Raw genomic sequence first — 14,273 nt, 5'->3', positions numbered from 1 at the left:
TTGCCTATCTTGCAGGCTTAACGCACCCTTCATTCACAGTGCCGGCGCGGCCCCTGGGGTTGCAGCCGGCCGACTAAGTTCTCCCTATGGCGGAAGGCGAAAAAATCATTCCGATTAACATCGAAGACGAGATGCGCGGCGCCTACATCGATTACTCGATGTCGGTTATCATCTCCCGGGCGCTGCCCGACGTGCGCGACGGCCTCAAGCCCGTGCACCGGCGCGTGCTCTACGGCATGAGCGAGCTGGGTGTCTCCTATAATAAGTCCTACAAGAAATCAGCCCGTATCGTGGGCGAGGTGCTGGGTAAGTACCACCCGCACGGCGACTCCTCCGTGTACGACACCATGGTGCGGATGGCCCAGGACTGGAGCCTGCGCTACCCGCTTGTAGATGGCCAGGGTAACTTTGGCTCCGTCGATGGCGACTCGCCGGCGGCTATGCGCTACACGGAGGCTCGCCTCAAGCGCCTGGCCGACGAGCTGCTCGGCGACCTGGACAAAGACACGGTAGACTTTCAGCCCAACTTCGACGACTCGCTGGAAGAGCCGAGCGTGATGCCCGCTAAGTTCCCGAACCTGCTCGTGAACGGTACCACGGGTATTGCCGTGGGCATGGCCACCAACATGGCGCCCCACAACCTCACCGAAGTGGTGAGCGGCATCATTGCCTACCTCGATAATTCGGACATCACCATTGCCGAGCTCATGGAGCACGTGCTGGCGCCGGACTTCCCGACCGGCGGCACGATTTACGGCTTTGAAGGTGTCAAGCAGGCCTTCGAAACCGGCCGGGGCCGGGTGGTAGTACGCGCCAAGGCGCACTACGAAACCCTGCCCAGCGGCAAGGAGCAGATCATCATCACTGAGATTCCCTACATGGTGAACAAGGCGGCGATGATTGAGAAAACGGCGGCTCTGATCAACGATAAGAAGATCGAAGGCATTGCCGACCTGCGCGACGAGTCGGACCGCGACGGTATGCGCATCGTGTATGACCTGAAGCGCGACGCCATGCCCAACGTGGTGCTCAACCAGCTTTACCGCTACACGCAGCTGCAGTCGTCGTTCGGCGTCAATAACGTGTGCCTGGTGAAAGGGCGCCCGATGACGCTCAACCTGAAGGAGCTGATCCACTATTTCGTGGAGCACCGCGCCGACGTAGTGGTGCGCCGCACGCGCTACGAGCTGGCCGAAGCCCAGAAGCGCGCCCACATCCTCGAAGGTCTGCTCATTGCCCTCGACCATCTCGACGAGGTGATTGCCCTGATCCGGGGCTCGCGCGACGGCGAAGTGGCCCGCGGCCAGCTCATCGAGCGGTTCTCGCTGAGCGAGGTGCAGGCCCGCGCCATCCTCGATATGCGTCTGCAGCGCCTCACCGGTCTGGAGCGCGACAAGATTGTGCAGGAATACGACGAGCTGATGAAGCTGGTTGATTACCTCAAGTCGGTGCTGGCCTCCGAAGTGTTGCAGCGCCAGATCATCAAGGACGAGCTGCTCGATATTCGGGAGCGGTACGGCGACAAGCGTCGGACCATGATTGAATACGCCGGCGGTGACTTCTCGATGGAGGACATGATTGCCGACGAGAGCATGGTCATTACCATCTCCAACGACGGCTACATCAAGCGCACGCCGCTGGCCGAATACCGGGCCCAGGGGCGCGGCGGCGTGGGTGCCCGGGGCGCCGGCTCCAAGCAGGACGACTTTACGGAGCACTTGTTCGTGGCTACCACGCACGAGTACCTGCTGTTCTTCACGGAGCTGGGCCGGGTATTCTGGCTGAAGGTGTACGAAGTGCCGGAAGGCGGCAAGAACGCCAAAGGCCGGCCGATTCAGAACCTGATCGAAATTCCGCGCGAAGATTCGGTGCGCTCCGTGCTGAACGTGCGCGGCCTGCGTGACCCGGACTACCTGGAAAATACCTACCTGATGTTCTGCACCGAGCAGGGCACCGTGAAAAAGACTCCGCTCGAAGCGTACTCGCGCCCACGGACGGCGGGTATCAACGCCATTACCATCAACGAAGGCGACCGTCTGCTCGACGTGCGCCTGACCAACGGCAACTCCGAAATTGTGGTAGCGCTGCGTTCCGGCCGGGCCGTACGTTTTCCCGAAGGCAAAGTGCGCTCCATGGGCCGCACGGCGGCCGGGGTGCGCGGCATCACGCTGGCCTCGGACACTGACCGGGTGGTAGGCATGGTCTGCGTTTCGGACCCCACGCAGGAACTGCTGGTGGTTTCGGAAAACGGCTATGGCAAACGCTCGGAGCTGGAAGAGTACCGCATTACCAACCGTGGTGGCAAAGGGGTGCAGGCGATGAAAATCACCGATAAAACCGGGGCGTTGGTGGCCATCAAGGACGTCAACGATACCGACGACTTGATGATCATCAACAAATCGGGCCTCACCATTCGTTTGCGGGTGGCCGATCTGCGCATTATCGGGCGGGCCACGCAGGGCGTCCGGCTTCTCAAAATCAACGAAGGCGATGAAATCTCCTCGGTGGCCAAAGTTGCGGCCGACGAAGAGAAAGAAGCTGATCTAGAGGGCCTCATCGGTGAAACTGCTACGCTGGATACTGCCGTAGCAGCCCCTACGGACGAGGATCTGGCAGCAACTGACGAAGCTGATTCGGTTCCAACCGAATAGATTTGCAGAAAAGGAGGGAAGAGGCTGGTTTCGCGACCAGCCTCTTGCTTTCCCGGCTGGCCCGGCGGTCGGCTGAACTTCGGGTCCCATTTCCCCGTTTCCCCTGAAATTTCTTTCCTTTTTCCTTTTTTGACCATTCTTCAGAAAAACCTCCCTATGAAGAAGATCCTTCTGACGCTTGTCGCTGCGGCGGCACTGACTTCCGCTTCGGCTCAGACTTCGGCCGTTACCAACGCTATTCTGAACCAGCGCCAGGGCCTGCTCGACAAAGCCCGCACTGATATCGACAAAGCGGTTCTCAACGAAAAGACCTCCACCAAAGCCAAAACCTGGTATACACGGGGTGAAATCTATGAGACCATGGCCGCTAGCCCTATTTATGGCAAATCCCTGGGCGCCGGCGAAGGCACACGCGTGGCCTTCGAGTCGTACAAGAAAACCATCGAGCTGGAAGGCAAAGACGGTGAGTACGGCAAGCAGGCTACGGCCAAGCTCGACAACCTGTACGGTATGGCGCTGAATGCCGGTGTGGAAAGCTACAACGGCAAAGACTACGACGGGGCCATCAAGTCGTACCAGATGGCTCAGCAGATTCGCCCGCAGGATACCACGGCGTATCTGTACTCAGCTTATGCTGCGGAAGCCAAGAACGATTTTGCCACCGCAAAGTCTACGTATGGCCAGTTGATAGCCATGAATTACAAGTCGCCGCAGATGTACGGCCGCATGCTGCAGATTGCGCGGCAGGAAAAGAACGAAGCCGAAGCTACCAAAGTGCTGCAGCAGGCACTGCAGGCGTACCCAAACAACAAGGGGTTCATGCTGGAAGACTTGAATGCTGATCTGAGCGCTGGCCGCGGCAAGGAAGCACTGGCTAAAATCGATAAAGCCATTGCCGCTGACCCGAAGAACGCCAACCTGTACGCAGTGAAAGGCTCATTGCTCGACGGGGCTAAGCAGCCTGAAGAAGCCGTGAAGGCGTATCGCATGGCTGTGGAAGCGGAGCCAACCAACTTTGACGCCAACTTCAACCTGGGCGTGTACAACTACAACAAGGCGGCTGATTTGTATACCAAAGCCAGCAAGATGGACTTGGCTACCTACAATAAGTCAGGAAAGAAGTTTGAGGCGGATGGCAAAAAGTATTTCGCCGAGTCCTTGCCGTATTTCGAAAAAGCGTTGGCCGCCCAGCCCGATGACCGTTCTACTATTTCTTCGTTGGGCAAGGTATATACCAAGCTCGGACGCAATGCTGATGCTGAGCGAATGAACGCCAAGCTTGATGCTTTGAAGAAGTAATTCTACTGCACCTTCGGGCAGTAGGGAAGTACCCTAAAATCATCCCGGCAATGCGCCGGGATGATTTTTCAAAACTCTACTTAACATAATATAAATTATAAGACAATAAGCAGCGGCCGTTTTCGGTAGCACGTTTATGGTTACTCAACCACATCTGAGCTATTACTGAGTTTACGAAAATAGTAGATATACATTGTTGTTATACTTACGCCTGCTGATTACGGACAAGATCAAGGAGAGCGTAAAACCATATAGTATGACTGCTACTGCAGTAAACTCAGTAGCTGGAGTTACCAGTGCTTCAGCCACTGCAGCAAATGAATCCAGCGTCGATTAGGAACAAGCGAAGCAGCAGCTACGGCTGTGTCCGTAGCGGGTAATCCTGCGTTGAGTACGCTATTTGTCCGCACCGTCCTGCACGCCGGACGGTGCTGCAACTACGTAGCTGGCTGGAAATGTCGGCCCTGGCTCGGCTGTGAAAATCCGCCACGACTATGGTTGCACTGGGTGTCAGAACGCATGCGCAGATTCCGGATGGCCGGTCACGGCTGACGTGTAGGGCCCAAACCCCGGCAAAATCAAGTACCACCCAGCTTAGGCTGGATACCTGTATGGTTTCATACCAGCACTGAATTCTTATTGGTCCCAAGTTTCGGCCGAAACTAAGTAGCGTATGGGACTTCATTTTGCAGGCTTAATTTCTACTGTGTTAAGAAGGTCTCGTCGGGAAAGAAGATAGTCTTCTACCCTACCCAGGTTAAATTTCCCTGTTTCCACTCTCCTACTTAGTGCATCAGAAATGTAATGTTCGTCTCAGGCGTTTGTGCGGACATGCCTTGCTGGATCATATTGACGCTTGTAGCAGCCGCAGTTCATTACCAGCCAAAAATTGCCTGTGGTCTAGTCAATACTCTATGGACACCAAGTTAAGGCCGTTACACTACCTTATTCAGACCTCTCGCCAGGCCCTGCTCCCGCCCGACATTAGTGTGGTATATAATTTACCAGTTTTATCGAGTGATGTATAGGCAGGCGATTATTATCAAATTTATAGCATAATAAGTCAAAGGCATATAAAAGTACATAAAGTATAAAAAGGTATTACTTTTATTGACTTTTATGTACTTTTTGCTACTTGTATAATGATTATATGCTTTTATATTTACTTACTCTTTACACTTCAAGCCACCTGTTATATGCCTAAGACTATCGATTATCCTAGGACTTCCTACGCAGGAGCCTGGGAAGTAGCAGAAGTGGTTGATGACACTGGTGGAAAGTGTTCTATTGAGGCTTGTGCCCGTAAGCTGAACCGAAAAGTGAGCGGCTCCTTCAAAGCCATCCTAGGATCGGCTGTGAAATTTGGTTTGCTCACCAGCAAACGTGAGTTACTCACAACCACAAATCTGTTTCGCCGCATCAAGCATGCCTACGATAAGCAGGAGGAATTGCTGTACCACCGCGAAGCCTTCCTGCATCCGCCACTATTCTCCCAGATAAGCCGCAAATTCAGAAACAAGGAACTACCCGTGCAGATGTTTGACATCATGCTGATCCGGGAGTTTGGGGTGGAAGAGATTAATGCGCAGAATGTGGCCAAGGCATTCGTCGATGGCGCACGCATGGCAGGGATTCTGGATGAACGCAACGTAGTGGCCGACATCGACCAACTGGCCGCACAACAAGGCCCGCGGCGCGAGCTTGCCAGTGGCGAGATGCCGCTGAATCTGTTCAAGGCTTCAGATGTACCCGCCGCGTCTTCCTCCTCTCCTGCTGTAGCATATTCTGAGGACTCCCGTTTAGACCCTCCAGAGCGCTACGCCATGGATAGCACATTCCCTGAGACGGGTCTTGTACCGTCTGCGCCCCCTGAGTCGCTTACAGAGGCTGCAATGGACTCAGACCCGGTGTCGGCGCTGTTTGGGCTAAACCGGACAATTCCCAACGCAGCCACACAGTATTCCCAGGAAGCAGCCGTTGTACCTCCTGTTATACTTCAGGTTGCCGCCGCTACCCCTGAGCCTATCCCGGCGCCCCGGCCAGCCCCGCCGGCTCCTCCCCGAGTATCCGAACCACCGATGGCTCCGCCCGCTGAGGGCTACCTGATTCACATCGCCGGGCCGGGCCTGGATACCCAACTGAGCATTCAGGACGTGGACGACTTAGAGATTGTCCGGATTCTACTAGAAAAAATTAGGAAGAATTTGACTAACAGGTAGATAATGCCCTAAATCAAAGAAGCCCCTTACCAACTCGCAGTCGGTAGGGGGCTTCTTTGATTTAGGAGCGTTTAGCTAATCCCGACGCACGCCGCCGGAAATGGTGGTATGGCGCTGCTTGAGAACGGCCACCACATCTTCCAGCGAGAGACCCGAGGCCGTCAGCAGTACCAACAAATGGTAAAGCAAGTCGGCAGCTTCGCCCTTCAAGCCCTCCACATTGCCCCCCACAGCATCGATAACGGTTTCCACGGCCTCCTCTCCCACTTTCTGGGCAATTTTGGGCATACCCTTACGGAACAAGGAGACGGTGTACGACTTGGGGTCTTCGTCGGGGTGCTGGTGGCGGCGCTGCACCAGGCGCTCCAGCTCCGCGATGAAGCTCACGGCCGGCGCCGGGTAGGCCGTCTGGGCGGGCTGCTCGAAGCAGCTGGTGGTACCCCGGTGGCAGGTCGGGCCGTCGGGAATGGCGCGGATGAGCAGCGCGTCCTGGTCGCAGTCCTCGTGCTCACTCACCACGGTGAGGTAGTTTCCTGATGTTTCGCCCTTGGTCCAGAGGCGCTGCTTGGAGCGGGAAAAGAACGTCACGTGGCCCGTTTCGCGGGTCGCCAGTTGAGCTTCCTCGTTCTGGTAGCCCAGCATGAGCACCTGCCCGGTGTGGGCGTCCTGCACAATCACCGGAATCAGCCCATCGGGCATTTTGGCAAAATCCATTTGGTTTAGTTGTCAGTTAGTAGTTGTCGGTTGTCAGTACTAGTGGGCGCCGTTATCATTACTGACAACCAACAACTCTCAACTGACAACTCTTATTTACAGCCGCACGGCAATGCCGTCCTGGCGCAGGTGTTCCTTAAGCTCTCGGATGCCGATTTCGCCGAAGTGGAAGATGCTGGCGGCGAGGCCGGCGTCGGCGTGGGCCTGCTGGAACACGTTGGTGAAGTCCTGCTTGGAGCCGGCCCCGCCGCTGGCAATGACCGGGATAGTCACGGCCCGGCTCACGGCTCCGGTGATGTCCAGCGCGAAGCCGTCTTTGGTGCCGTCGTTGCTCATGGAGGTCAGCAGGATTTCGCCGGCGCCCCGCTCAGCGGCTTCCCGGCACCACTGCACGGCGTCGCGGCCGGTGTTGTGGGTGCCGGCCCGGGTGTAGATCTGCCAGCCGTCGGCGTCGTTATAGCGGGCATCGGCGGCCACCACAATGCACTGGGAGCCGAAGCGGGCAGCCAGCTCGTCGATCAGCTCGGGGCGCGCCAAAGCGGCCGAGTTGATGCTCACTTTGTCAGCTCCGTTCATGAGCAGGGCCTCCACGTCGGATACGGTGCCGATGCCGCCGCCCACGGTGAACGGAATGTCCAGCTCCCGGGCCACGTCGCGCACCAGGGCTACCAGCGTGGCGCGCTTCTGGTTGGTGGCGGTGATGTCGAGGAACACCAGCTCGTCGGCGCCCTCGCGGGCGTAGCGGGCGGCCAAAGCCACCGGGTCGCCGGCGTCGCGCAGGCCCTCAAAGCGCACCCCTTTCACGGTGCGCCCGTCCTTCACGTCGAGGCAGGGTATGATTCGTTTGGTAAGCATCTAGGTAGGTTTTCAAAGTTTATAGAACGTCATTCCGAGCGAAGGCGGAGCCGGAGTCGAGGAATCTCGCGTGCTGACGTTGTTGAAAAAAGAACGTTATGCTGAGCTCGTCGAAGCACCTTTAAGGTTCCGTTAGGTTACTTTAGCAACGTCAGCACGCGAGATTCCTCGACTCCGGCTCCGCCTTCGCTCGGAATGACGTTCTGTATTACATCTTACAGCCAGGGCTGCAGCTGCTCCAGCGTGATGGTGCCTTCGTAGATGGCTTTGCCGATGATGGCCCCGTGCATGCCCACAGCGGCCAGGGCCTCCACGTCGGCAATGGTGGTGACGCCGCCGCTGGCAATGAGGCGGGCGGCGGGCAGCTGCTCGCGCAGTTCGGTGTACGTAGCCAGCGACGGGCCCTGGAGCTTGCCGTCCTTGCTCACGTCGGTGCAGATGAAGGTGGTGGCCCCGCTGGCCAGGTAGCCCTCCACGAACTCGCGCAGGGTCCGTTCGCTCTGCTCGGCCCAGGCATTGATGGATATGTGGTTGTCGCGGTAGTCGGCCCCGATGATAATCTGGTCGGCCCCGAAGGTGCGGAGCCAGCCGTTCACGGTTTCGGGTTCACGCACGGCAATGCTGCCGGCCGTAATCTGCCGGGCCCCGGCGTCGAAGGCCTGGCGCACGGCTTCTTCGCTCTGCAGCCCGCCCCCGAAGTCGATGTGCAGGCTGGTGTGGCGGGCGATGCGCTCCAGTACGGGCAGGTTCACGGGCCGCTTGGCGCGGGCCCCGTCGAGGTCCACCAGGTGCAGGCGCTTCACGCCGGCGGCCTCGAAGCGTTGGGCCACGGCCAGCGGGTCGGCATCGTAGGTGGTCTGCTGGGCAAAGTCGCCCTCCGTCAGGCGCACGCACTGGCCGTTGATGAGGTCGATAGCGGGAATGATTTCCATGTTGGATCTAAGAACAGTCACCTGTCATCCTGAGCGGAGCGAAGGACCTTATCACGTTGTAACGATTCGTTCTGGTGCGATAAGGTCCTTCGCTCTGCTCAGGATGACAGACAGGGCTTACAGCTTGAGAAAGTTTTCCAGGATGCGGGTGCCGACGGGGCCGCTCTTTTCGGTGTGGAACTGCACGGCGTAGAAGTTCTCGTGCTGCACGGCGGCACTGAACGGCGCGGGGTACGCGGCCTCGGCAATGGTATACTCGCCCACCGGGGCGTAGTAGCTGTGCACGAAGTACACATAGTCCTCGGCGCTGAGGCCCTCGAACAATGGACCGCGCAACGTCTGCAGATTGTTCCAGCCCATGTGCGGCACCTTATAGTCCGCGGTGGCCGGGAACCGAACCACATCGAACGGGAGGATACCGAGCAGTTCGGTACCGCCGCCCTCCTGGGTGTGGCGGCCCAGCAGCTGCATGCCCAGGCAGATGCCCAAAAACGGTTGCGTGAGCGTAGGCAGCAGCTCGTGCAGGCCCTGGGCGCGCAGCTCCTTCATAGCGGAGGCGGCCTCACCCTCGCCCGGGAAAAGCACCTTATCGGCGCGGCGAATCACGTCGTGGTCGGCCGTGAGCGTGGCCTGTACGCCCAGGCGTTCCAGCGCAAACAGCACCGACTGCACGTTGCCGCCTTTGTAATCTACTATGGCTATTTCCATTTGAACATATCAAGCGAAGGACGTCGTTTACTCTTTTGTTTAAACAAATGTTTAAAGAGGTTTTTGCTTATAAATCGTCATCCTGCCTGGAACCGCAGAGCCTTGTTACGGTAGCACGAATCGGTGCAATGTGTAAGGCACTTCGCTCCACTCAGGATAACAGTTATGCACGCAAATCACAACCAAACAACCAGTTATCCATTTGTTTATACAAATGGATAAGCTACAAAATGCCTTTCGTGCTGGGGATTTCCATACGGCCGGCGTCACGCACCAGGGCCATTTTGATGGACTTGGCTACAGCCTTGAAAATGGCTTCAATCTTGTGGTGCTCGTTCTGACCCTCGGCTTTGATGTTGAGGTTGCAGCGGGCGGCATCGGAGAAGCTCTTGAAGAAATGGTAAAACATTTCGCAGGGCATGTCCCCTACTTTCTCGCGCTTGAACTCAGCGTCCCACACAATCCAGGGGCGGCCTGAGAAGTCGATGGCAGCTTGGGCCAGCACGTCGTCCATGGGCAGCAGGAAGCCGTAGCGGGCCAGGCCGCGCTTATCGCCGAGGGCCTGGGTGAAGGCCTCGCCCAAAGCAATAGCCGTGTCCTCGATGGTGTGGTGCTCGTCGATGTGGAGGTCGCCCTGTACGGTGATTTTCATGTCCACGCCCGAGTGCTTGCTGAGCTGGTCGAGCATGTGGTCGAAGAAGCCCAGACCGGTGTGCATCTCGGGGCGGCCGTTACCGTCGAGGTTCAGCTCGATGCTGATCTTGGTTTCGTTGGTGTCGCGTTGTACCACGGCGGTACGGGCGGGCAACCGCAGGAACTGGTATATTTTTTCCCAGCTCATGGTGGTCAGCGCGGCGCGCTCGTCGCCCTCCCCTTCCGGCTTCAGCAGAATAGACTGGCTGCCCAGGTTCTGGGCCAGCTCCACGTCGGTCAGCCGGTCGCCGATGACGAAGGAGTTTTTGAGGTCATAGCCGCTGCCCTCGCCCAGGTACTGAGTGAGCATGCCGGTGCCGGGCTTACGGGTGGGCAGGTTCTCGTGGGGGAAGCTCCGGTCGATGTGCTCGCGCACGAACTCCACTCCTTCCGAGCGCAGCACGTCGAGCATCATATTGTGCGCCGGCCAGAAGGTATCCTCCGGGTAGCTGGCGGTGCCGAGGCCGTCCTGGTTGCTCACCAGCACCAGCTCGTAATCCAGCTCGTGGGCAATGCGGGCCAGACCGGTGATGGCGCCGGGCACAAACTGAAATTTTTCCCGCGTCAGCGCGTCCACCTGGAAATCCGTCGGCGGCTCAATGAGGATGGTGCCGTCGCGGTCAATGAAGAGTACTTTTTTCATGTTTGATTCATAAATCATTGTCATGCTGAGCTTGCCGAAGCATCTCTACCTCTGGCAAACTTTACTCATGCAAACGAAGCAGTAGAGATACTTCAGCAAGCTCAGCATGACGTTCCTTACTCCTTATATTATACTACCCCGCAAACTCCCGCAGGGCCTGGAGCAGCAGCTCGTTCTCAGCGGGGGTGCCTACGGTGAGGCGGAGCGTGCCAGCGCAGCCGGGCTGGGTGGTGCGGTTGCGCACAATGATGCCCCGGGCAACCAGGAAATCGTACACGGCCGTGGCATCGGGATGGAAACGAACCAATAGGAAGTTGGCATCCGAGGGGAACACCTCCGCCACGATGGGCAGCGCGGGCAGACGCTCGGCCAGCCAGTCGCGGCCCACTAGCAGCTGTCGCCGCAGTTCCGCGAAGCGGGGCGCGTCGCGCAGGGCCTGCAGGGCGAAGCGCTGGGTGGCTTCCGACACATTGTAGGGCGGCTTGATTTTGTTGAGGTAGCCGATGACTGCCGGCGAGGCGAAGGCCATACCCAAACGCAGGCCGGCCAGGCCCCAGGCCTTCGAGAAGGTTTGCAGCACCACTAGGTTCGGGAATTCGGCCAGGCGGGTGGTCCAGCTGGGGGCGGCGGCGAAATCGGCGTAGGCCTCATCTACAACCACCAGCCCACAGAAACCGCGCAGGATTTCCTCGATGGCCTCCGCGTGGAGCAGGTTGCCGGTGGGGTTGTTGGGCGAGCAGAGCCACACGATTTTGGCGTCCGAAGCCAGTACCCCGGCCACAATTTCGGGCGAGAGCTGGAAGTCGGGCGTCAGCTGCAGGCGCTCCACGCGCACATCGTTCAGGTTGGCGGCCACCTCGTACATGCCGTAGGTGGGCGGCAGGATGAGCAGGCTGTCGTGGCCGGGCACGCAGGTGAGGCGCACCAGCAGGTCGATGGCTTCATCGGAGCCGTTGCCGAGGAAAATCTGCTCGGGGCGTACGGCTTTGAGCTGGGCCAACTCGTGCTTCACGGCCCGCTGCTGCGGATCGGGGTAGCGGTTGAACTGGTCGGGGCCGGCGCTGCCGAGGCTGTTCTCGTTGGCGTCGAGCATGACCTGGGCCTCGCCCTGGAATTCGTCGCGGGCCGACGAGTAGGGCTTCATATCCCGCAGGTTGGGGCGTACGAGGCTATCGAGGTTGAACATCGGTTAGTTCTTATTGTCATCCTGAGCGGAGCGAAGGACCTTATCACGTCTGGGTTACTACCGAACATCTGGTTCTGGCGTGATAAGGTCCTTCGCTCCGCTCAGGATGACAGGTTTTATATATCTATTTCTATTCCTCCCCACCGGCCAGGGCTTCCAGGCGCAGGGTCACGGCGCGGGCGTGGGCGCGGAGGCCTTCGGCTTCGGCCATGGTTTCTACCACAGGGCCCACGTTCAGCAGGCCTTCGGGAGTGAGGCGCTGGAAGGTAATTTTCTTCAAGAACGAATCCAGCGATACGCCGCTGTAGTTGCGGGCGTAGCCGTTGGTGGGCAGCGTGTGGTTGGTGCCCGAGGCGTAGTCACCCACGGCTTCCGGGGTGAGGTGGCCCAGGAACACGGAGCCGGCGTTGGTGACGCCTTCGGCCAGCTGTTCCGGATTTTTTACGGCCAGAATCAGGTGCTCGGGGGCGTATTGGTTCGAAAAGTACAGCATTTCCTCCGGCGTACGCAGCAGGATGGCCCGGCTCTCGGTGAGGGCCTGAGCGGCTACCTCGGCCCGGGGAAGTTCTTGTAACTGACGCGCTACCTCGGCTTTGGTCTGCTCCAGCATCGACAGGGAGTCGGACAGCAGAATCACCTGCGAGTCGGGACCGTGCTCGGCCTGGCTGAGCAGGTCGGCGGCCACGAAGGCCGGCGTGGCCGATTCGTCGGCAATAACCAGCACTTCCGAGGGGCCGGCCGGCATGTCGATGGCCACGCCGTAGCGGGTGGCTAGCTGCTTGGCGGCCGTCACGTAGCGGTTGCCGGGCCCGAAAATCTTATCCACAGCCGGTACCGAATCGGTTCCGCCGCTCAGCGCGGCCACGGCCTGGGCCCCGCCGGCTTTCACGATGGTACTGATGCCCAGCAGTTGGGCCGTGAACAGGATGATGGGGTTCACCGAGCCGTCCTTTTGCGGCGGGGTGCAGAGCACGATTTCGGGGCAGCCGGCCAGCTTGGCCGGTACACCCAACATCAGCAAAGTGCTGAACAGCGGAGCCGAGCCGCCCGGAATGTAGAGGCCCACGCGCTGCACAGGCACCGCCCGCCGCCAGCACGTCACGCCCGGCATGGTTTCCACGCGCTCCTCCTGCGGGATTTGCGCTTTGTGGAACCGCAGAATATTGGCGTGCGCCTGCCGAATGGCCGTTTGCAGCTCCGAAGGAACCTGCGCCGCAGCGGCGGCCAGCTCCTCGGGACCCACGCGCAGGCCAGCCGTGAGGTCGGCCCCGTCGAACTGGCGGGCATAGTCGAGCAGAGCCGCGTCGCCACGCTGGCGCACGTCCTCAAAGATCTGCTGCACGCGCAGCTCCACGTCCTGAGCCTGCTGCTGGGCCGCCCGCTGCTGCAGCGCTGCCCACTCGGCTTGTACGGGATATTGAAAAATGTTCATCTGGAATAGTGCTTGGTGCTTAGTTGTTAGTGCTTGGTATGTTCTAAATTCTGCTTACTAAGCACTAACAACTAAGCACTAATCAGGAAATCATTTTCTCAATCGGGAGCACCAGGATGCCTTCGGCGCCGACGGCTTTGAGCTGGCTGGTGATGTGCCAGAAGTCGTCCTCATTCACCACCGACTGCACCGACACCCAGCCTTCCTCGGCCAGCGGCGTAACGGTGGGCGACTTGATGCCGGGCAGCAACTGCTTCACCGCATCCAGGGCCGCCACGGGGGCGTTGAGGATGATGTACTTGTTGCGGCGGGCGCGGCGCACGGCCTGCATCCGGAACTGCAGCTGCTCGAGCAGCTCCTTTTTCTCGGGGTTCAGGTTCTGGTTGGCAATCAGCACAGCTTCGGAGCGGAATACGGTTTCCACCTCGCGCAGGCCGTTGCCCAGCAGCGTGGAGCCGCTGCTCACTATGTCACAGATTGCCTCGGCAAGCCCGATGCTGGGCGCAATTTCCACCGAGCCACTAATGGTGTGCAGGTTAGCTTTCACGCCGCGCTCCGTGAGGTAGTCGCCCAGGATGCGCGGGTACGAGGTGGCAATGTTCACGCCCTGCAGGTCCTGCACCGAGTCGTAGGCGGCGGCGCGGGGCACGGCCAAACTCAGGCGGCATTTGCTGAAGCCCAGGCCTTCCACTTCCAGGCTGGGGAAACCGGCTTCCACCAGCACGTTCTGGCCCACGATGCCCAGGTCGGCCACGCCGTCCTGCACGTAGCCGGGAATATCGTCGTCGCGCAGGTAGAGGATTTCGAGGGGGAAGTTGGTGGCTTCGGTTTTGAGCTTATTGGAAGCCGCAAGGAAGCTGATGCCGCACTCCCGAATCAGGTTCTGGGAGTCTTCGCTTAAGCGGCCCGATTTCTGGATGGCCAGACGGAGCATATCGTTG

General features: G+C 59.0%; 11 protein-coding genes. 3 read left to right on the top strand and 8 right to left on the bottom strand.

Annotated elements, in window-relative coordinates; all coding sequences use genetic code 11:
• Window positions 1–86 precede the first annotated feature (86 nt).
• The 3 genes from gyrA (at window position 87) to O3303_RS05705 (ending at window position 6,169) form a co-directional block, all read left to right on the top strand.
• Window positions 87–2,651 (top strand): DNA gyrase subunit A, encoded by a 2,565-nt coding sequence (gene gyrA, locus O3303_RS05715; protein ID WP_269561107.1) that lies wholly within the window; start codon window positions 87–89, stop codon window positions 2,649–2,651.
• Between the two features lie 156 nt (window positions 2,652–2,807).
• Complete coding sequence (locus tag O3303_RS05710; RefSeq protein ID WP_269561106.1) at window positions 2,808–3,950, top strand: tetratricopeptide repeat protein; 1,143 nt, start codon at window positions 2,808–2,810, stop codon at window positions 3,948–3,950.
• Window positions 3,951–5,146: 1,196 nt separating this feature from the next.
• Window positions 5,147–6,169, top strand: coding sequence for a hypothetical protein (locus O3303_RS05705; RefSeq protein ID WP_269561105.1), 1,023 nt, complete (start codon window positions 5,147–5,149; stop codon window positions 6,167–6,169).
• 75 nt (window positions 6,170–6,244) lie between these two features.
• On the opposite strand, the gene hisIE is transcribed toward O3303_RS05705, so the two are convergent.
• The 8 genes from hisIE to hisG form a co-directional block, all read right to left on the bottom strand.
• Window positions 6,245–6,883 (bottom strand): bifunctional phosphoribosyl-AMP cyclohydrolase/phosphoribosyl-ATP diphosphatase HisIE, encoded by a 639-nt coding sequence (hisIE, locus tag O3303_RS05700; RefSeq protein ID WP_269561104.1) that lies wholly within the window; start codon window positions 6,881–6,883, stop codon window positions 6,245–6,247.
• A gap of 96 nt (window positions 6,884–6,979) precedes the next feature.
• The gene (gene hisF, locus O3303_RS05695; protein WP_187315835.1) at window positions 6,980–7,738 is read right to left on the bottom strand and encodes an imidazole glycerol phosphate synthase subunit HisF; all 759 of its coding nucleotides are present in this window, start codon (window positions 7,736–7,738) and stop codon (window positions 6,980–6,982) included.
• Between the two features lie 215 nt (window positions 7,739–7,953).
• Complete coding sequence (hisA, locus tag O3303_RS05690; protein ID WP_269561103.1) at window positions 7,954–8,670, bottom strand: 1-(5-phosphoribosyl)-5-[(5-phosphoribosylamino)methylideneamino]imidazole-4-carboxamide isomerase; 717 nt, start codon at window positions 8,668–8,670, stop codon at window positions 7,954–7,956.
• A 117-nt stretch (window positions 8,671–8,787) separates the two neighbouring features.
• Window positions 8,788–9,378, bottom strand: a complete 591-nt coding sequence (gene hisH / locus O3303_RS05685; RefSeq protein WP_269561102.1) for an imidazole glycerol phosphate synthase subunit HisH — start codon at window positions 9,376–9,378, stop codon at window positions 8,788–8,790.
• 223 nt (window positions 9,379–9,601) lie between these two features.
• Window positions 9,602–10,714 (bottom strand): bifunctional histidinol-phosphatase/imidazoleglycerol-phosphate dehydratase HisB, encoded by a 1,113-nt coding sequence (gene hisB / locus O3303_RS05680; protein WP_269561101.1) that lies wholly within the window; start codon window positions 10,712–10,714, stop codon window positions 9,602–9,604.
• A 133-nt stretch (window positions 10,715–10,847) separates the two neighbouring features.
• On the bottom strand, window positions 10,848–11,900 hold the full coding sequence (hisC, locus tag O3303_RS05675) for a histidinol-phosphate transaminase (RefSeq protein ID WP_269561100.1): 1,053 nt from the start codon (window positions 11,898–11,900) through the stop codon (window positions 10,848–10,850).
• Between the two features lie 130 nt (window positions 11,901–12,030).
• Entirely contained in the window at window positions 12,031–13,332 is a 1,302-nt protein-coding gene (gene hisD / locus O3303_RS05670) for a histidinol dehydrogenase (protein ID WP_269561099.1), read from the bottom strand.
• A gap of 82 nt (window positions 13,333–13,414) precedes the next feature.
• Entirely contained in the window at window positions 13,415–14,266 is an 852-nt protein-coding gene (hisG, locus tag O3303_RS05665; RefSeq protein WP_269561098.1) for an ATP phosphoribosyltransferase, read from the bottom strand.
• Between the last annotated feature and the right edge of the window lie 7 nt (window positions 14,267–14,273).

The organism is Hymenobacter canadensis, from assembly GCF_027359925.1.
In the GTDB taxonomy this organism is placed as follows: Bacteria; Bacteroidota; Bacteroidia; order Cytophagales; family Hymenobacteraceae; genus Hymenobacter; species Hymenobacter canadensis.
This window is presented reverse-complemented; position numbering and strand designations above follow the sequence as displayed.

Bases quoted from the DNA above. Each gene is read 5' to 3' on its own strand.
- gyrA (WP_269561107.1), top strand. From the start codon at position 87: ATGGCGGAAGGCGAAAAAATCATTCCGATTAACATCGAAGACGAGATG.
- O3303_RS05710 (WP_269561106.1), top strand. From the start codon at position 2,808: ATGAAGAAGATCCTTCTGACGCTTGTCGCTGCGGCGGCACTGACTTCC.
- O3303_RS05705 (WP_269561105.1), top strand. From the start codon at position 5,147: ATGCCTAAGACTATCGATTATCCTAGGACTTCCTACGCAGGAGCCTGG.
- hisIE (WP_269561104.1), bottom strand. From the start codon at position 6,883: ATGGATTTTGCCAAAATGCCCGATGGGCTGATTCCGGTGATTGTGCAG.
- hisF (WP_187315835.1), bottom strand. From the start codon at position 7,738: ATGCTTACCAAACGAATCATACCCTGCCTCGACGTGAAGGACGGGCGC.
- hisA (WP_269561103.1), bottom strand. From the start codon at position 8,670: ATGGAAATCATTCCCGCTATCGACCTCATCAACGGCCAGTGCGTGCGC.
- hisH (WP_269561102.1), bottom strand. From the start codon at position 9,378: ATGGAAATAGCCATAGTAGATTACAAAGGCGGCAACGTGCAGTCGGTG.
- hisB (WP_269561101.1), bottom strand. From the start codon at position 10,714: ATGAAAAAAGTACTCTTCATTGACCGCGACGGCACCATCCTCATTGAG.
- hisC (WP_269561100.1), bottom strand. From the start codon at position 11,900: ATGTTCAACCTCGATAGCCTCGTACGCCCCAACCTGCGGGATATGAAG.
- hisD (WP_269561099.1), bottom strand. From the start codon at position 13,332: ATGAACATTTTTCAATATCCCGTACAAGCCGAGTGGGCAGCGCTGCAG.
- hisG (WP_269561098.1), bottom strand. From the start codon at position 14,266: ATGCTCCGTCTGGCCATCCAGAAATCGGGCCGCTTAAGCGAAGACTCC.